Origin of the sequence: Nonomuraea jabiensis, from assembly GCF_014204795.1 — a bacterium.
GTDB classification, from domain to species: domain Bacteria; phylum Actinomycetota; class Actinomycetes; order Streptosporangiales; family Streptosporangiaceae; genus Nonomuraea; species Nonomuraea jabiensis.
Window position 1 is genome coordinate 11,237,442 of record NZ_JACHMB010000001.1, and the last position, 18,375, is coordinate 11,255,816.

At 71.0% G+C, this 18,375-nt stretch carries 13 protein-coding genes; 7 read left to right on the forward strand and 6 right to left on the reverse strand.

Annotated elements, in window-relative coordinates; genetic code table 11:
* Window positions 1-281: 281 nt before the first annotated feature.
* Both HD596_RS51385 and HD596_RS51390 read left to right on the forward strand, forming a co-directional pair.
* Window positions 282-1,841 (forward strand): endonuclease/exonuclease/phosphatase family protein, encoded by a 1,560-nt coding sequence (locus HD596_RS51385; protein ID WP_185076722.1) that lies wholly within the window; start codon window positions 282-284, stop codon window positions 1,839-1,841.
* Between the two features lie 223 nt (window positions 1,842-2,064).
* Window positions 2,065-2,838: a class I SAM-dependent methyltransferase gene (locus HD596_RS51390; protein ID WP_185076724.1), complete on the forward strand. Its 774-nt coding sequence runs from the start codon at window positions 2,065-2,067 to the stop codon at window positions 2,836-2,838.
* A 115-nt stretch (window positions 2,839-2,953) separates the two neighbouring features.
* Here HD596_RS51390 and HD596_RS51395 read toward each other — a convergent pair whose 3' ends face one another.
* The 3 genes from HD596_RS51395 to HD596_RS51405 form a co-directional block, all read right to left on the reverse strand.
* Window positions 2,954-4,033, reverse strand: a complete 1,080-nt coding sequence (locus HD596_RS51395) for a serine hydrolase domain-containing protein (protein WP_185076727.1) — start codon at window positions 4,031-4,033, stop codon at window positions 2,954-2,956.
* A gap of 156 nt (window positions 4,034-4,189) precedes the next feature.
* Entirely contained in the window at window positions 4,190-4,735 is a 546-nt protein-coding gene (locus HD596_RS51400) for an endonuclease/exonuclease/phosphatase family protein (RefSeq protein ID WP_246555446.1), read from the reverse strand.
* Window positions 4,732-4,986, reverse strand: coding sequence for an endonuclease/exonuclease/phosphatase family protein (locus HD596_RS51405; protein ID WP_185076728.1), 255 nt, complete (start codon window positions 4,984-4,986; stop codon window positions 4,732-4,734). The genes HD596_RS51400 and HD596_RS51405 overlap by 4 nt, the downstream gene beginning before the upstream one ends.
* A 207-nt stretch (window positions 4,987-5,193) precedes the next feature.
* On the opposite strand from HD596_RS51405, the gene HD596_RS51410 reads away from it, so the two are divergent.
* Both HD596_RS51410 and HD596_RS64400 read left to right on the forward strand, forming a co-directional pair.
* Window positions 5,194-6,393 (forward strand): acyltransferase family protein, encoded by a 1,200-nt coding sequence (locus HD596_RS51410; RefSeq protein ID WP_185076731.1) that lies wholly within the window; start codon window positions 5,194-5,196, stop codon window positions 6,391-6,393.
* Window positions 6,394-6,507: 114 nt separating this feature from the next.
* The gene (locus HD596_RS64400) at window positions 6,508-9,747 is read left to right on the forward strand and encodes a helix-turn-helix transcriptional regulator (RefSeq protein ID WP_185076733.1); all 3,240 of its coding nucleotides are present in this window, start codon (window positions 6,508-6,510) and stop codon (window positions 9,745-9,747) included.
* A 194-nt stretch (window positions 9,748-9,941) separates the two neighbouring features.
* On the opposite strand, the gene HD596_RS51420 is transcribed toward HD596_RS64400, so the two are convergent.
* Window positions 9,942-10,403 (reverse strand): MarR family winged helix-turn-helix transcriptional regulator, encoded by a 462-nt coding sequence (locus HD596_RS51420; RefSeq protein WP_185076735.1) that lies wholly within the window; start codon window positions 10,401-10,403, stop codon window positions 9,942-9,944.
* Window positions 10,404-10,481: 78 nt separating this feature from the next.
* Between HD596_RS51420 and wrbA the strand changes: the two genes are divergently transcribed.
* The 3 genes from wrbA to HD596_RS51435 all read left to right on the forward strand — a co-directional run bounded on the left by wrbA (window position 10,482) and on the right by HD596_RS51435 (window position 13,681).
* Complete coding sequence (gene wrbA / locus HD596_RS51425; RefSeq protein WP_246555447.1) at window positions 10,482-11,165, forward strand: NAD(P)H:quinone oxidoreductase; 684 nt, start codon at window positions 10,482-10,484, stop codon at window positions 11,163-11,165.
* Entirely contained in the window at window positions 11,162-12,580 is a 1,419-nt protein-coding gene (locus tag HD596_RS51430) for an MFS transporter (RefSeq protein ID WP_185076737.1), read from the forward strand. The genes wrbA and HD596_RS51430 overlap by 4 nt, the downstream gene beginning before the upstream one ends.
* Window positions 12,581-12,760: 180 nt before the next feature.
* Window positions 12,761-13,681: a S1C family serine protease gene (locus HD596_RS51435; RefSeq protein WP_185076738.1), complete on the forward strand. Its 921-nt coding sequence runs from the start codon at window positions 12,761-12,763 to the stop codon at window positions 13,679-13,681.
* 26 nt (window positions 13,682-13,707) lie between these two features.
* On the opposite strand, the gene HD596_RS51440 is transcribed toward HD596_RS51435, so the two are convergent.
* Both HD596_RS51440 and HD596_RS51445 read right to left on the reverse strand, forming a co-directional pair.
* The gene (locus HD596_RS51440; protein ID WP_185076740.1) at window positions 13,708-15,039 is read right to left on the reverse strand and encodes a glycosyltransferase family 4 protein; all 1,332 of its coding nucleotides are present in this window, start codon (window positions 15,037-15,039) and stop codon (window positions 13,708-13,710) included.
* 157 nt (window positions 15,040-15,196) lie between these two features.
* Window positions 15,197-18,301 (reverse strand): S41 family peptidase, encoded by a 3,105-nt coding sequence (locus tag HD596_RS51445; RefSeq protein WP_185076742.1) that lies wholly within the window; start codon window positions 18,299-18,301, stop codon window positions 15,197-15,199.
* Between the last annotated feature and the right edge of the window lie 74 nt (window positions 18,302-18,375).

Below are 18,375 nucleotides of genomic sequence, written 5' to 3' on the forward strand. Positions count from 1 at the left end.
CGCACGCCATTACGGCCCGAGGACCATCGCCCCCGGCCAGATCGACCGTCATCGGCCTCGTGCTCGCACCCTTCATCGAGGGTTCGAGCCTCGGCATCCTGACCAGCCAAGGGCGGCTCACCCTGCGTCGCCCCGGCCGGCGTCCCCGGCGCACCTGTCCTCGATCAGCGCGAAAAGGCAGGCCCAGGGGTTCCTCCGGCCGCCAGCGGTCTGCCACGGCCCGTTTACATGATCGTCATCGGCCCCGCCGACGCTGCTCGGTGCAGATCAAGGAGGCGCGCATGCGTTGGCTCAAGTCGCTCGTCGTGGCGACGCTCGTCCTGTCCACGGGCGCGGTCCCGGCGTCGGCGTCGGTGTCCGCCGCCCCGGACGGTACGCTGACACTCGCCTCGTCGAGCGTGCGCCGCGGCGAGCCGATCAAGGCGTCTTTCACCACGCCCCGCCCCGATCCGACCAACTGGCTCGGCCTCTACACCGACCCGGGCGACGGTCCGGTGGACGAGAAGTTCGTCGGCCCCTCGGTGCGCTGGACCTACATCGCCGGGGAGAGCGGTGCGGCCACCCTGCCGACCGACGGGCTGGAGCCGGGCAACTACATCGTCTTCGCCCTGGCGAAGGACGGTTACCAGTGGCTCGCCGCGCCGGTGAAGGTCCGGATCACGAGCGACGCGCCGCTGCACTTCATCGCCGACGCCTTCAGGCTGCGCAACGCCCGCGCCCTCACCCCGTACCAGGCGAAGGTGGGAGGCGTGGTCCGCGGGGACACCGACGGGCTCACCTTCCGCAAGGTCAGCGGGCCGCGGTGGATCGGCGTGTCGGCCGACGGCGAGGTCAGCGGGACGCCGCGGGTGCGCGACTCGCTGCGTCCGGCGCCCCTGCGGGTCGAGGCCCGCAACGCGCGCGCCGAGACCAGCACGGCGACGGTCCGCATCGACGTCCGCCGGCCGGGCCAGGACCTGGTGCCCGAGCTCAGGGCGATGAGCTTCAACCTGTGGCACAGCGGCAGCCAGGTCGACGACGGCCGGGAGAAGGAGCTGCGGTTTCTGCTCCAGTCCGATGTGGACGTCGTGGGCCTCCAGGAGACCTCGGCCGTCTCCACTCGCGAGCTGGCCGAAGCGCTGGGCTGGGACTATCACCAGTCGGGCACCGACACCGGCGTGATCAGCCGGTACCCCATCACCGAACGCAAGCCGCCGGTGGCCAGTGGCCCGCTGTCGGTGGCGACGAAGGTCCGGGTACGGATCGGCGAACGCCAGGACGTCGTGGTGTGGAACGTCCACCTCGGCTACAACCCGTACGGCCCGTACGACACGTGCTTCGGCAAGCTGACGCAGGAACAGCTGCTGGCCAACGAGGAGCGCTCCGGCCGCACGCCCCAGATCCAGGCCGTCTTGCGCGAGATGGGACCGGACCTGGCCGCGGCGCGGCGCACGCCGGTGCTGCTGACGGGCGACTTCAACGCCCCGTCCCATCTGGACTGGACCGAGGCCACGGACCGGTGCGGTTACACCACGGTCCCGTGGCCGACCTCGGTGCTGCCCGCGCAGGCCGGGCTGCGGGACTCCTACCGGGTGGCGCACCCGAACCCGGTGACCGCGCCGGGCATCACCTGGTCGCCGATCTATCCGGTGTTCACGGGCGGTTACGGGTACGACCCGCACAAGGGCGAACCCGAGCCGCAGGACCGGATCGACTTCGTCTACTACGCGGGTCCGCTCCGCGTGACCGACTCCAGCGCCCTGGTCGAGGGCACGCCGACGGCCGTCCCCAACCACCGCGGCAACACCTGGTCCTCGGACCATGCCGCCGTACTCACCACGTTCCGCACGTCCCGGCTCTGAACGCCCGCCACGATTGACCGCCGCACCCTGCGGGGTGCGGCGGGACGCGTTCCTCCGCCTCCCAGCGTTCCCCCAGGTTGGAGACGTCGTAACGCCTGCAGTCGGCCAAGCTCCCCGCGCACCGCGTACGCGGCCTCGAAGATGGAGATCGCGGTGGAGGACGGGCACCAGGACTTGGCGGCGATCTCGAAGTCGACAAGCCGACCGGGATAGATTCGGCAGTGTGCTGAAGCGCATCAACTACGACGACCGCCAGCACCTGGTGTACGCGCGCGGTCGAGCGCTGCCCCCCGACGTCGTCGCCGCCTGGATGGCGGAGTTCGCCCGGCACTCGCCGTCCCGGCGGCCGCTGACGGTCCTGGACCTGGGCAGCGGCACCGGCCGGTTCTCCCCCGCCCTGGCCGACGCCTTCGGCGGTCCGGTGTACGGCGTCGAGCCCTCCGCCCGGATGCGTCAGGTAGCCGCGAACACCGCCGCTCACCCGTCGGTCAGCTATCTCCAGGGCTCCGCCGAGAAGATCCCGCTGCCGGACCACCACTGCGACCTGGCCCTGCTCTACCTGGTGATCCATCACATCCAGGACCTGCCGGCGGCGGCCCCGGAGATCGCCCGCGTGCTGGCGCCAGGCGGCCGGCTGTTCATCCGCAACGCCTTCGCCGACCGGATGCCCGACCCGCTGTGGCACCGCTGGTTCCCCCGCGCCCGGAACATCGAGGAAGAGCTCTTCCCCACGGTCGCCGAGGTGGTGGACGCCTTCGCCACGGTCGATCTGCGCCCTGTCGCCCTCACCTCGATGCGGCACCGGCTGGCAGACAGTCACGCCGACTACGCCGCACGACTGCGGCTGCGGGCCAGCTCGGTCTTCGATCACATGACTGAGCAGGAAATCGCCGACGGATTCGCAGCCATGGACGCGGACCTCGCCGCGCATCCCGGCACCGGCCCGGTCGAGGAGGACTGTGATCTGCTCACCCTGGCGGTCCACCCGAAGACGTGAGGCTCACAGTGTCCGGCGTCGGACGCTTTTTGGTGCATGACCGCTCAAGCCCCCCGTGAAACGCTACGGCGTGGCGGGCGAGTTGGGTCTGAGCAAAATGATCTCTTCTTTCACGTCAACGGTCGCACATGGCGGCGACGAAGGCGTCGATCAGGTGCTGCCGCTTCTCGGGGACACCCGTGACGTAGACGGTGGCCGCGCGCCCAGCCCGGTCCCGGCCGCTGAACACCGCGGCCCCCGGCATGTCACCGGCTCCGAAGTAGACATAACCGCAGCCCGGCTCCATCCGGGCCACCCCGTAGCCGTAGCGGGCGCCCGCAGGCCAGCCTTCCTGCTCGACCGCCACCGTGCCGGCCATCATCCTGCCCAGCGGGGCCTTACGCCAGAACCGGTTGAGGTCCTCCGGGGTGGAGACCAGACCGCCGCTGGGCCCGAACTCGTACGTGGGCAGCCGGTCGGTCAGATCCACCTCGCCGTCCTGCGGGCGGCCCGGGTTCACACCGTACGTGTGGGCGTGCGGGCCACGGATGCCGTAGTCGCCCTTGGCCGGCCAGTACGTGTCCCGCATCCCGTACGGCTTCAAGATCAGATCCCGGCTCGCCTGCCGGAAGTCCTTACCGGTCACCTCGGTCACGATCATGCCGAGGACCAGGTAGTTGGTGTTGGCATAGGAGAATGAGCCGCGGGGTGTGGGCTTCAGCGCGAGCGCCACCCGCAGGTAGTCGGGGAACGGCTCCTTCCACTCGATCGCGTTGAGGAACTCGGGCAGGCCGCTGGTCTGCTGCAGCAGCATCCGAACGGTGATCTTCCGCCCGTCGATCGCCGCACCGTCGCCCCGGCCGCGCAGCACGCCGGGCAGATAGCGCTCCACCGGGGCGGCCAGGTCGATCTTCTTCTGGTCGGCCAGTCGCAGCACGGTGGCGGCGATGATCGGCTTGCTCACGCTGGCGATCCGGAACCGGCCCTCGGGGCCGATCATCGGCTGGCCGGTGCCCCGCTCCGCGGTGCCGGAACGCAGCGTCACGGTCGTGCCGTCCGGGGTCCGCACCTGGCTCAACACGCCGGCCATGCCATCCTCGGTGGTGAGCCGGTCAAGGCGGGACTGCGGCGAGGGCGTTGCGGCGGCAGCGAAGGCGGGAGCTACGGGGGCGATGACCAGGCAGCCGGCGACAGCGGCGGCGAGCAATTTCTTCATGCCTCCAATGTGGCGAGAAGATCACTCATGTTCAGTCATGCCTACCTGCCTGTTGGGGTGGAGGCCTTCCCCACCCTGTCCAAAGTCCCCCCTTTCGGCGAGGAAACGCGGGAAGTCATGGGCAGGAAGCGCCAGGGAATGACGCTGATCGGAGCCTCACCGGATCTCTTCCACATCCATCGCGAGGCCGAAATGGTCACTGGCCCAGACGCCGTTGACCGGCTGGTTGAAGATCTGCCAGCAGCCCGCCAGGCGTAGGGTCGGGCCGTTTCCGTGACAACGGACGAAGAGGTAGTCAATGCGCCTGCCTACTTCCAGCGGCCAGTTTCCGTTTGTCACGAGTGGATTGGCCGGGGTGAAGGTGTGCCCCGGATCGTGTGAATGCGCCCATTGCCACACGTCACGGTAAGCGACGCTGGTCCCCTGAAGAGATTGCAAACCACTCCAGAAGCGGATGCTGGCCGACTCTGGCGGCGCATCGAAGTCTCCGGCCACCACCACGTGCCAGCTCCGATCACCGAGCACCTCCTCGATCAGTTTCGCTGCCTGGACGGCTTGGAGTTCACGCTCATGTTCGTGCCCCAGGCGAAAGGAGGGCTTGTGGTTGACGAACAGCAATGGCTCTGGCGCCAGAACCTCCGCGAGGCCGATCCAGCCGGCGAATTCCGACAGGTTCACGCGATCGGTCACGTCCAGCCTCATCTGCCGGATCTCACCCAGGGGCCAGCGACTGGCGATCGAGGCCCGAGTGCCATCGGCTTCCCCTCGTCCTGGTGAACGACGTGATAGTCAGGTCCCAGCAGGTCGACAATCTGGTCGTAGTCGTCTGTCACGACCGATTCCTGGAATGCGACGAGATCCGGACGCAGGTCACGCAACCCAGCGATCAGCACCTCGCGGCGCTTGCTCCAGCAGCCGTTCCTGGCCCAGACGTTCAGCGTGGCAACTCGCATATTCCGGCGCTACCCCAGTCAGCGGAACAAAAGCGCGGTCTGAGTAGACGGCCGCTGCAGATGTAGCGGGAGGGTCGCCGGCCATGGCGACGATGGCGGCCCAGCGGATGGTCGCCTCGGATACGGCGGGGTCGCGTTCGTGGTCGCGAGCCAACCGCTGAAAGTGGTCGAGTACCTTCACCAGTCGAATACGGTAAATTGATTTCCTTGACTACCGCGGAAGAAGGCCAGCAGATCAGGCGGCGCATGGCCTGGCTCGATGCTCTCCGTGGTATCGCCGCCACGGCAGTGGTGTTTGAACACTCCTTCAAGTTCGTATTGCCCGAGGCACGTTATCCGGTCAAGGCGGTTCTTGAACCTGGCTGGTACGGGGTGACGTTATTCTTCTTGGTCAGCGGTTACATCGTGCCTGCGTCTCTCGAACGGCGAGGCAGCGTACGGGCCTTTTGGATTTCTCGCGTCCTTCGGCTGTATCCCCTGTTCGGGGTGTGCGTGGCCGGTGTGGCGGTGCTGATCGCGGTCGGCTGGGACGGCCTGCACATCTGGTGGGGTTCGCGGCCGCTCTCCATGGCACTGGGTCACGCGATGATGCTTCAGAACCTGCTGTGCGTGCCGAACCTGGTGAACGTGCTGTGGACGTTGTCGTACGAGATGGCCTTCTATCTCTTGCTTACGGCGATGTTCAGTCTGGACGTGCATCGTAGAAGCACCGCCTGCGCGCTGGGTTTCGCCACGGCTGCCGTGCTGGGCGCGGGAACCTTGCCGGTCACGCTTCTCTCGGCCGGCGGGTCGGGACGGATGCTGGTGGTGGTGCTGGCCGTGGCCGTGCTCGTAGCGGTGGGGCTCATAACGGTGCTCAGAGGTTCAGGCGTGGTGCGACAAGCCGGCGCGGTCGTTATCGGGGTCACCGTACTGGGGCTGCTGGCCGTTAACCAGAGTTACCCCGGACCTGGACAGGGGCTGCTCATTCTGGCCACCATGTTCGCCGGCACGGCGCTGTATCGGGCCATTCAGGGTGAGATCTCCTGGAGGCAGGCGGCCTGGGCGGCGCTGGTACCGCTGGCCGGAATTTGGCTGGCAAGCGGTGAGTTCGGCTCTCAGGTGGCGATAGCCGCGGCCTGGACCACCTTCATCGCCGGCATGGCGCTTCAGCGCCGAAGAGTGCCGCTGGTCCTGGCCTGGCTGGGTTTGATCAGTTATTCGGTCTATCTGCTGCACCCCTTGCTGTTGGAGGGTGTCGAACGGTTCTGGCCCGATCCGCTGGCTGTGCCGCTGGGTCTGCGGCTGGTGGCGTTGGCGGGTGTCTTGGGACTCTTGTTGGGGCTCAGCACGTTGACCTGGCATTTCGTGGAGGCTCCGGCGCAACGGCTGGCCAAGCGCCTCATTGCTGCAAAATCTGCGGGATGAGATCACGAGGCCATTCGGGCTGAGCGGTGTCCAGGCCGGTAAGTGGAGTGGATCTCTTGGGACACGTCCGTGCGGAGAGATCGTGCCGAGAGTGACGTGGGTTACTGTTTCCGCATGGTTCTGGGGCGGATCGCCGAGCGGGGCCGGATCGACGACCTGCTCGCGAGCGCCCGTGCGGGTCGTCGTGGAGCGCTGTTGATCACGGGCGAGGCCGGGATCGGCAAGACCGTGCTGCTCGACTATGCCGCCGCCGCGGCGGCCGACCTGCGGGTGCTGCGTGGCGTCGGCCTGGAGTGGGAAGCCGAACTGCCCTTCTCGGGGCTGCGCCTGCTGCTGTGCCCGTACCTCGACCGGCTCGGCGCGCTGCCCGGCCCGGAGGCGGCGGCGTTGCGGACGGCGTTCGGGCTGGACGAGGGGACGGTCGGCGACCGGTTCCTGATCGGCGCGGCGACCCTGTCGCTGCTGTCGGAGCTGAGCGGCGACGGGCCCCTGGTGTGCCTGATCGACGACACCCAGTGGTTCGACCGGGCGTCCTTGGACGCGCTGCTGTTCGCCACCCGGCGGCTGCACGCCGATCCCATCGCGATGATCTTCGCGGCCAGGAGTGGGGACGGCGACGCTCCGCCACCCCAGGCGGGCCCTTGCATCGGCCCCGCTCCCGACTCGGTGGCGGCGTCTTTCGCCGCGCCTGTGCCGGGCCTGGACGTGCTCCGGCTCGCCGCCCTGGACGAGGAGAGCGCCACGTCGCTGCTCGACGCGCACGCACGCGGCCTGGCGGGGCCGCTTCGTGAGCGCGTGCTCGCCGAGTCGCGCGGCAATCCACTCGCCGTGATCGAACTGGCCACCACGCTCCACGCCCTGCAGGACAACGCCCGTCCCGCCCCGCCGCAACCCGCCACCGACCACACCCGCCCCGCCCCGCCGCTGCCCGCCGCAGACCCCGCCCGCCCCGCCACCGACCACACCCGCCCCGCCGCGCCATTGCCCACCGCAGACCACGGCCGTCCAGCCCCGCCGCTGCCCGCCGCGGGCCGCGTCCAGGACGCCTTCGAGGCGCAGATCGCTGGCCTGCCTGCGGCGACGCGGCTGCTGTTGCTGATCGCCGCGGCCGACGACACGGGCAGCCTGCAGGTGATCCTGCGGGTCGGCACGTTGCTCGGCGTCTCCGCGGCCGACCTGGAGCCTGCCGTACGGGCCCGGCTGGTCGTGCTGTCCGGCGGGCTGTCGCCGGGCGGGGGGCTGTCGCCGGGCGGTGGGCTGGCTTTCCGGCATCCGCTGATCAGGGCCGCCGCCTACCAGGGCGCCTCGCACGTCAGGCGGGTCCAGGTCCACGAGGCGTTCGCCCGGGCGCTCGACGGCGAGTACGACGCCGACCGCCGCGCCTGGCACCTGGCCGCCGCCGCCCCCGGGCCGGACGAGGAGGTCGCCGCCGAGCTGGAACGGGCCGCTCACCGGGCCCGCCGACGGGGCGGAGTGACCGCGATGATGAGCGCATTCGAACGCGCGGCCCAGCTCAGCACCAACGAGACGCGCCGGGCATGGCGGCTGATCGCCGCCGCCCGCGCCGCCCACGACGCGGGCCTGCCCGACCGCGCCACCGAACTGGCCGACCAGGCCGCAGAGCTGCCCGACCGAAGCCCCGCCCCGGTCGATCGCGCCCTGGGGCTGCCCGCCCACAGCGCCGAGCCAGCCGATCAAGTCCCAGGGCTGATCGCCGCCGCCCGCATCGCCCACGACGCAGCCCTCCCCGACCGCGCCACCGAACTGGCCGACCAGCCCGCAGGGCTGCCCAACCGCAGCGTGGAGCCGACCGACCGAGGCCAGGGACCGACCGACCACAACGCAGAGCCAGCCGACCGGGACCAGGAACCGACCCACCACAACGCTGAGTCGGCCGACCGGTCTTCGCAGTCCGCCGACCGGCCTGCGCCCCGGTTTCGGGATCCGTTGCTCGCGGCTGAGGCGGCGTGGATTCGTGCCCAGGCCGAGTACGAGCGCGCCTCGCCCGCCGTCGCCGCCGCCCTGGCGCTGGACGGTGCCACCGCCATCGCCGCCACCGCCCCCGAGCGGGCCGTGTCGATCCTCACCGAAGCCGTCCGGTACGCCCGCGACGCCGGCGACCACGACCTGGTACGCCAGTGCGCCGCCCTCCTGGAGACCGTCGAACCCGGCACGCCGGTCGTGGCGGGACTCATCGGGTTCCGGGACCTGTACGACGGCCGGCCCGACGTGGGCGTGCCGCCCATGCGCGAGCTGGCCGGGTCCGCGAGGCAGGGCAAGGCGGGCGGATTCCGGGAGCGGATCGTCGCCGGGTTCGCCGGGATGCTGGTGGCCGAGGACGAGATCGCCACGGAGGTGCTGGAGTCGCTGGTCGCCGACGTGCGGGAGCAGGGCGCGGTGGGCCGGCTGGCGTACGCGCTCGAACCCCTGGCGATCGTCCAGCTGCTGCGCGGCCGGTTCATGGACGCCGACGCCGGCGTGACCGAGGCCGTCTCCCTGGCCACCGACCTCGGCCAGGACCTGCAGGTCGTCGCGCTGAACGCGATCGCCGCGTGGCTGGCCGCGGTGGGCGGGGACGAGATCGCGTGCCGGTCGCTGGCCGCCGGCGTGCTGGAGCACCGGACCAAGCACCCCACCGACGCCGCGCTGGCCTCGTGGGCGCTCGGCCTGCTCCACCTGGCCGGCGGCCGGTTCGAGGATGCCACGGCTCGGCTGGACGAGGTGTGCGGCGGCCCGGCCCGGCACGACTTCCTCATCAGGGCCGTACCCGATCACGTCGAGGCAGCCGTACGTGCCGGCCTCCCCGAGCAGGCCGCCCGCCATCTGCCCGCTCTGTCCGAGTGGGCCGAGCAGACCGGCCGGCCGCATGCGATCGCGCTGGCCCGCCGCTGCGCGGCGCTGCTGGCCGACGAGGACACCGCCGCCGGGCACTTCACGTCCACGGTGGAGCTGCACGAGCGCGACCCCCGCCCGTACGACGAGGCCAGGACCCGGCTGGCGTACGGGGAATGGCTGCACCGGCATCACCACCACACCGAGGCGAAGGACCAGCTGGCCGACGCGCTGGCCGGGTTCGAGCGGCTCGGCGCCAGGACGTGGGCGAGCCGGGCCCGTGCGGAGTTGTCCGCCCTGGGTGACCGGCCCTCGGCCCACCCCCGGGCGCTCGACCCGCTCGCCCGGCTCACGCCCCAGGAGCTTCAGGTGGTCCGGCTGGCGGCGGGCATGAGCGACCGGGAGATCGCCACCCGGCTGTTCCTCAGCCCCCGTACAGTCGGCCACCACCTGTGCAAGGCGTACCCGAAGCTGGGGGTCACCCGCCGCGTGGAGCTGGCCCAGCTCGTGTCGCATGGCTAGGTGAGTCGGCCGGCTGATGCGGCGTTCGCTGCCCGCGGCTGTCCGGCGACGGCAGCCGCACCCGGCTCGACCTGCTCAACCCCGGCCGGTCAGCGACGCTCGACCGGTGAGCGGCGCCCGGCCAGTCAGCGGCGCCTGGCCCGTCAGCGGCGGGCCCGTCAGCGGCGCCCGGTCCGTCGGGGGCGGCGGGCCCGTCAGCGGCGGCGGGACGGTGTGTGGCGAGGGGTTCTGGTGTCCACGTTGCCGGTCAAGGTGTTGAGGATGCCGGGCAGCGCGGCCACCGTCTCGGCGGGCAGGCCGGTCACGGTCTCCTCCGCCAGCGCGCACCACAGCTGCTTGACCTGTTCGGCCAGAGCTCGGCCGCTGTCGGTGAGCTCGACGATGCTGGCACGCCTGTCGGAGGGGGCGGGCCTGCGGCGGATGTGGCCGGAGGCTTCGAGCTTGCGGGTCATGAGTGTGACGCTGGGCGGTTCGCAGCCGAGCGCCTCGCTGAGCTCGGCCTGGATCCGCGGGCCGGTCCGGTCGAGCTCGAGCAGGAGCGCCTCCTGACCCGGGTGCAGGCCGAGCGGGGCGAGCAGCGCCGCGGCCCTGGCCCGGTGGCGCAGGCTCAGCAGGCGGATGGCCTGGTTGAGGGCGTCGGCTTGCTCGAAGTCCATGGGCACTCCTTGACAGATTAGTTATGCGGATAATAGTTATCTGCATAACTAATCCTACATGACAGCGAGGAGCCGGGCATGACCGTGAAGGTCGCCGTCATCTACTACAGCGCGACAGGCAGTGTGCACGCACTCGCCCAGGCCGTCGCCGAAGGGGCCGCCTCGGCCGGGGCCGAGGTACGGCTGCGGCGGGTGGCCGAGCTGGCGCCCGACAGCGCGATCGACCAGGACCCGCGGTGGCGGCAGCACGCCGACGCCGCCACGTCGATCGCCCAGGCTTCGGTCGAGGACCTGGCGTGGGCGGATGCGTTCGCGTTCGGGACGCCGACCCGGTTCGGGGCGCCGGCCGCGCAGCTCAAGCAGTTCATCGACCAGGCCGGCGGGCTGTGGCGCGAAGGCGTGCTGGCCGACAAGCCGGTGACGGCCTTCACCTCGGCGTTCAACCGGCACGGCGGCAGCGAGGCCACGATCTTGTCCCTGAGCAACGTCTTCTACCACTGGGGGGCGCTGATCGTGCCGCCCGGGTTCACCGATCCGGTCGTGTACGGCGCCGGCGGCAACCCGTACGGCACGTCGCTGGTGAGCGGCCCGACCGGCGGCGGCCCGGACGCCGCGGTGCTGGAAGCGGCCAGGTACCAGGGGCGGCGGTTGGCCCGGATCACCATCCGGCTGCTCGCCGGCGACGCCGCCGGGAGCGTTCCCGGCGCCCGCGAAAGCCTGGCGGCGACGGCCTCCCCGAACCATGCGAGCAGCCGGTCATGACAGGTACCAGTAGCGCGTCCCAGCGGGTCAGGCCGTACGCCGGCCTCTCCTGGCTGGTCCTGGCGCTGGCGTGCGCCTGCCAGTTCATGGTCATCCTGGATGCGTCCATCGTGAACGTCGCCCTGCCCTCGGTCCGCGACGAGCTCGGTTTCACGGCGACCGGACTGGCGTGGGTGGTGAACGGATATCTGCTCAGCTTCGCCGGTTTCATGCTGCTGGGGGGCCGTGCCGCTGACCTGTTCGGACCGCGCCGGATGCTGGTCGCCGGGCTGCTGTCGTTCTCGGTCGCGAGTCTGGCCGCCGGCCTGGCGGGCGCGCCGGAGGTCCTGGTGGCGGCCCGCGTCGCGCAGGGTGTCGGGGCCGCCATGATGGCCCCGGCGACGCTGGCCGTGATCAACACCTTCTTCACCGAGCCGAAGGCGCGCGCCAGGGCGTTCGGCGCGTGGTCCGCCTCGGGGGGTGTGGGCGGCATGGTGGGCGCGCTCGCGGGCGGCGCCATCACCACCGGCCTGTCGTGGCGGTGGGTCTTTCTCATCAACGTGCCGATCGGCGCGGTGCTGATCGTCGTCGCCATGATGTCGCTGGCCGGAACGCGAATCAGCCGGCGGGGATCGCTCGACCTCGTCGGCGCGGTCACCGGGACGGCGGGGCTGGCGGCGCTGATCTACGGGGTCATGCAGAGCGCCGACCATGGCTGGACGTCCGGGCCGGTGGTGGCGGGCCTGCTCCTGATCGCCGCCTTCATCGTGGTGGAGGCGCGGTTCGCCCGGCAGCCGATGGTGCCGCTGCGGCTGTTCAAGGTCCGGGGGGTGGCGGTCGGGAACGGCATGCTGCTGCTGTTCGGTGGAATCGCCATCGCGATGTGGTACTTCTCGTCGCTGTTCCTGCAGAACGTCCTCGGCTTCAGCGCGCTGCAAGCCGGGCTCGGGCAGACACCCGCGGCGGTGACGTTCATGGTGGTCGCGCGAGGGGCCGCCGCCCTGCTGCCGCGTACGGGTGTACGCCCCCTGGTTCTGGCCGGCAGCGCCTGCTTCCTGGCCGGTTTCGGCTGGCTCTCCCTGGGCCATGCCGGCAGCGCCTATCTCACGGGCGTGCTCGGCCCCACGCTGCTCATCGCGGTCGGCATCGGGCTGACCTTCCCTACCCTCATGGCCGTGGCGACCGCCGACGTTCCCGAGGGCGACGCCGGGATCGTCGGCGGCCTGGCCAACACCGCCGGCCAGGCAGGGGGATCGATCGGGCTGGCGGTGCTCGCGACGGCCGCCGGCACCAGGGCCGCAGCGTCGGAGGCGGCCGGGAGTTCCCCGGTCGACGCCCTCGCCGCCGGCTACGACCTGGTCTTCCTCATGGCCGCCGGGCTCGGCCTGGCCATCGCGGCGGTCAGCCTGCTGCTGCCGCGGCGCCGGCACGACTGACCGCCGGTGCCGTCGCGGCTGAGCGCCGGTGCCGTCGCGGCTGAGCGCCGGTGCCGTCGCGGACGCTCTCGGCCCGGGGTCATCGCGGCCAGACCACGCCGTATCCAGCGGAAAGCCGGGGAATTGATGGCATCCCGGTTACGGGGTTAACGTGTAATCCTGTAAGCAAAGGAGTGCACGATGGCGGATCCACTCGACGCTTACTCGCGCGTCGTCTCGTCCGTGGCGGCCGAGTTGCTGCCGAAAGTGGCCAGCGTGCGGGCCGGCCAGGGCAGCGGGTCCGCGGTGGTGTTCACCGCGGACGGGTTCCTGCTGACCAACGCGCACGTGATCGGCGACTCCCGGGCCGGCGCCGTGGCCTTCGCCGACGGCAGCTCGGGCGACTTCACCGTGGTGGGCCGGGATCCGCTGTCGGATCTGGCGGTGATCAGGGCGCAGACGGCCACGCCCCCGCCGGCCACGCTCGGCGACAGCGACGAACTGGTCGTGGGGCAGCTCGTCGTGGCCGTGGGCAATCCGCTCGGGCTGGCCGGATCGGTGACGGCCGGGGTGGTGTCGGGGCTCGGACGGTCGTTGCCCGCGCGCAGCGGCTCGGCCGTACGGCTCATCGAGGACGTCATCCAGACCGACGCCGCGCTCAATCCGGGAAACTCCGGCGGCGCGCTGGCCGACTCACAGGCGCGGGTGGTCGGGATCAACACGGCGGTGGCCGGGGTGGGGGTGGGGCTCGCCGTGCCCATGAACGCCACGACCCGATCCATCATCGCCGCCCTGATCAGGGATGGGCGGGTACGGCGGGCGTTCCTGGGGCTGGTGACCTCGCCCGCGCCGCTGCCCGACCCGCTGCGGCAGCGGACCGGGCAGACGGGGGCGCTGCGCGTGGTGGAGGTGGTGCCCGGCTCGCCCGCCCACCGGGCCGGGTTGCGCTCCGGCGACCTCGTGTTGAGCGCGGGGCGCAACCCGGTGGGGGATGCGCAGAGCCTGCAGCGGCTGATGTTCGCCGATGCCATCGGGCAGCCGTTACCGATCACCGTCTATCGGAATGGCGCGCTGGTCGACGTCATCGCGGAGCCGGTGGAACTCACCGGCTCCGGCGTCTGACCCCGCCGTCCTCGGGCGGAGGCGCCTCAGGCAGGAGCCGGGCCGTCCGAGGTCGCCGACGATCCATCCGGCCCCGGAGCGTCGGTGGCGGGAGGCTGGGGCCGGACGTAGGTGCCGTTGCGGCGGGCCAGGAGCTCGGCGAGGAGCGCGTCCCACTTCTCCCCCACCGCGTCCACGTCGTACGTGCGCGCCGTCTCCAGCGCCCTCGCCGCCAGGTCCCGCCTCAGCTGCTCGTCCTCGATCACCCGGATGATCGAGGCGGCCAGGTTGGCGTTGGTCCGCGGCTTCACCAGCAGCCCGTCGACCTCGTTGGTGATCATCTCCTTGGGCCCGTGCGGGCTGTTGAAGCTGACGATCGCCAGCCCCTTCCCCATCGCCTCCAGGATCGTCATCGGGAAGCCCTCGTGACGCGAGCTGAGCACGAAGATGGATGCCTTCTCCAGCTCGGCCCCCACGTCGGAGGTGGGCCCGGGCAGCTCGACCTTACCCTGCAGCCCCGCCTCCACGATCTGCTGGGCGAGGTTCTCCTCCTGCGGCCCCGCGCCGAAAATGCGCAGCGTCCAGTCGGGATGGGCGGCGGCGACCGTCTCCCAGGCGGTGATGAGCCGGTGGAAGCCCTTGATGCGGGTCAGCCGGCCGACCGCGATGGCGACCTTGGCGTCCAGCTTGGAGGTGCCGCCCGTCATCGGTGGCACGGCGTTGGGGATGCGGGCCAGCTTCTTCGGCTTCTTCGGCAGCGTCTCACGGTAGTCGCGCAGGTCGGCCTTGGTGAGCGTGACCAGAGCGTCGAGGCGGCGGTAGCGCCACTTGATGAGCTCCTGCATCGGCTCGGCCTGGGTGCGGAGCGCCACGTGTTCCTGCCCGATCGTGATGACGCTGGGCAGCGCTAACTGGGCCATCGCCAGGTTGAGCCCGGGGCGGGTGGCCATCAGCACGCCGGTGTCGAGCGAGCGGATGTAGCGGGCGAGCTTGAGGTCGGTCCACAGGTTGAAGCGGTGGTAGGCCGTCTCCTCCTTGGGGATGATCCGGCTCGGCATCTTCGACAGCATCGCGCGCAGCGGGTCGTTGCTGGGGTTGATCCGGTCGTCGAGGAAACGGAACTTCACCCGCGGGTCGATGGGGAAGAACGGCTCCTCGGCCTCCTTCAGGATGCTCACGATCTCGACGTCGTGCTCCTTGGCCAGGTAGCTGGCCAGGTTGAACACGGTCCGGATCGTGCCGCCCATCCCGTACGCGTGCAGCAGAAGAATGCGGACCTGCCGCGTCGAAGGCGGCGGCGCGTTGAGCATCTTGCGCCGGTTGTACCCCCGATACAGTCGGCGCACCGCCGACTTGCCCTTGCGTGCCAATGCGCGCACCTGACAGATCCCCCTTTGTCGCCCGGAAGAAGTCTCAACACACATGGCCGGTGACGAGGAATCTCGCCACCGGCCTATTGTCTCGCTTCGGCGGAGTGCACGTGTTCATCCCCTATGCGCTTTCCCCACCTATGATCCTTAGACGCCTGTAACCTCACTAAGGTTGCATGCGCGGCCGATGCCGGGGGTCGGGAGTGTGCGGCGGACGCTCGGCCAGCAGCTCCAGCGCGACGTCGATGGCCCGTTCGAGCTGCGTGTCCACGCCCTTGGCGTAGTCCTGCGGGGTGATGTCGACCTCGATGTCGGGATCGGTGCCGTAGTTCTCGACCTGCCAGCCGACGTCGTCGAAGGCGAAGGAGAACTCCGGCTGCGTCGTCACCGTGCCGTCGGCGAGCTGGTGGCGCGGCCAGATGCCGATGACGCCGCCCCAGGTGCGCCTGCCGACCAGCGGCCCCAGCTTCAGCACCTTGAAGGTGTGGCTGAAGATGTCGCCGTCGGAGCCCGCCCACTCGTTGGTGATCGCCACCAGCGGCCCGCGCGGCGACTCCGGCGGGTACGGCTCCGGATCGCCCCACCGCGGATAGTCGTAGCCGAGCCGCCGCCTGGCCAGCTTCTCCAGCAGCAGCGCCGACACGCTGCCGCCGCCGTTGAAGCGCACGTCCACGATGAGCGACTGCCGGTCGTACTCGGCCAGAAGCCCGCGGTGGAACTCCCCGAACCCCTCGGGCCCCATGTCGGGCACGTGCAGGTAGCCCACCCGGCCGCCGGAACGCTGGTGGCACTCGGCGCGGTTGAGGTTGACCCAGTCGCGGTAGCGGGCCGGCCGCTCGTCGGAGATGGCGCGCACGGTGACGGTGAACACCTGCTCCTCCCGCCGCAGCGTCAGCTCGACCTCCTCGCCGGCCTGGTTGACCAGGCGCTCGTTGGGCGTCGCGGTCGTGCCGATGGGCGCGCCGTTGATGGCCAGGACCGCGTCGCCCGGGCGTACGTCGACACCGAGCCGGTTCAGCGGCGAGGTCGCCTCCGGATCCCACGGGTCACCGGTCACGATGGAGCGGATGTGGTAGACGCCGTCGCGGTAGTCCCAGTCGACGCCCAGCTTGCCCTGGGCGTAGTCGGGCCCCGGACGGTATTCGCCGCCGCTCTCGAAGGCGTGGCTGGTGGCGAGCTCGCCGTGCAGCTCCCAGAGCAGGTCGGAGAACTCGCCACGGGTCGTGACCCGCTCCACCAGCGGCCGGTAGCGGTCGTAGACGGCCGGCCAGTCGACGCCCGCCATGTCCTCGCTCCAGAAGTTCTCCAGCTGCAGCCGCCACGCCTCCCGGAACATCTGCCGCCACTCCGACTCCGGGCAGACCGACACCTTGATCCGCGACAGGTCGATCCACCCGCTCTCGCGCCCCGGCGCCTCCTCGTCCTCCGGCGGCTCGTTCGCCTTGACCACCCGCAGCCTGGAGTCGGCGCGGTAGAGCAGCGTCTTGTGGTCGCGGCCCAGCTCGAAGTCGGTGACGCCGTCGGCGAAGTGCACCTTCTTGCCCTTGGCGAAGTCGAACAGGTGCAGCGAGCTCTCGCCTTCGAGCGGGCTGGTCAGGATCAGCGCCTTGCCCTTGAGCCCGGCCACCTTCTCGTAGCGGCCCTCGGGCAGCGGGAACTGGGTGACGCGCCGGGTCAGCCCCTCGACGTCGACGTGCAGCGGCTCCGGCTCGTCGCCGTCCTCCTCGTCCTCCCCCAGGGGCCGTTGCAGGGGCATGAACGGGTCGGGCGCGTCCGCCTGCAGCGCCACCGCGTACGGGCGCGTCCCCAGCGGGAAGCCCAGGTCGAACTGGAGCTGGTCGTAGACCGGCGAGAAGGTGCGCTGGCCGATGAAGTAGAGGTAGCGGCCCTGCGGGTCGAACGCCGGCATCGAGTCCTCCAGCACCGGCTCCGTGGCCTGCACCGTCCGCCCGCTCTCGGGGTGGTGCAGCTTGATCGCGCTGGACTGCGCGTTGAGCGGGCTGGAGTACGCCAGCCACCGCCCGTCGTGCGACCAGGCCGGATCCTCGGGCGAGCCGTGCGGGTTGGCCTCCACCAGCGCCGGCCGCCCGGTGGCCAGGTCGAGCAGGTGCAGCTCGTGGCGGTGGTTGACGACGGCCACCCGGTCGTGGACCGGGTCGGGGACGAGCGCGGTGATCCGCCCCAGCCTGGCCACCTCCGTGCCGCCCCCGCCCTCGTGGCCTTCGAGGACGACCAGCCGCTCCTCGTCGCGGTCGTCGCTGGCCGCCGCGATCAGCCGGGTGCCGTCGTTGAGCCAGGTCAGGAACCGGTAGCGGACCCCGTCGGGCGAGCCGTGCTGGGTCACCGGCCCCTCCCAGTCGGCCATCGCGTACGCCTTGCCGCGCGCGGTGACGGCCAGCGCGCTGCCGTCGGGGCTGAGCGTGGCGCCGTCGAGGTAGTCGGCGGGATCGACGAACCTGCGGTTGCGCTGCGTTCTGGAGCTGGCCAGCACCACGTCCAGCCGGCGCGCCGGCTCGCCGGGGTCGAGCAGATAGAGGTCGGCGCCGGCGTGGTAGACCAGCCGCTGCCCGTCGCCCGACAGGTTGCGGGCGTAGTAGTCGTCATGGTGGGTGTGCTTGCGCAGGTCCTGGCCGTCGGGGGTGCACGAGTAGACGTTGCCGACGCCCTCGTGGTCGGAGATGAAGCACACCCGGCCGCCGCTCCAGCAGGGTGAGGCCAGGTTTCCCGGCAGCCTGATCAGCCGCTGGAACTCGCCGTCGCCGCGCGGGTCGATCCACAGGTCGCCGACGGTGCCGCCGCGGTAGCGCTTCCACCGCGCCGGGTCGGCGGTGTTGCGACCGAGCACGATCATGCCTTCCGGCCCGTACGCGATCGAGTTGGCCGGTCCGTACGGGAGCCGCTCCGGGACCCCGCCGGGCGCGACGCGATGCAGCCATTTGCGGTGCTCGAACGGCTGGGCCGCGTCGCTGGCGTACAGGATGCGCCCTTCGGGGTCCCAGCCGGTGACCGTGCAGCGCGCGCCGTGGAAGGTGACCCGGCGGGCGGCGCCGCCGTCGGACGGCATGACGTACACCTCTTCCGGGCCCTCCTCGCGGCCGACGAACGCGAGCTGGTCGCCGCGCGGCGAGATGCGCGGATAGCCCGCCTCGGCGAGCCCCGCGGTCAGCCGGAAGGCCCGCCCGCCCTGGGCGGACACCATCCACAGGTCGTCCTCGGCGGCGAAGACGACCACGTCCTGGAAGACGGCGGGAAAGCGCAGGTAGCCGGACATGAGAGCCACTCCTGGTCGAGCCGACAGCCGAGGGCGCGCGCCCCCGGCTGTCAGATCACATCACCCGGGTCAGA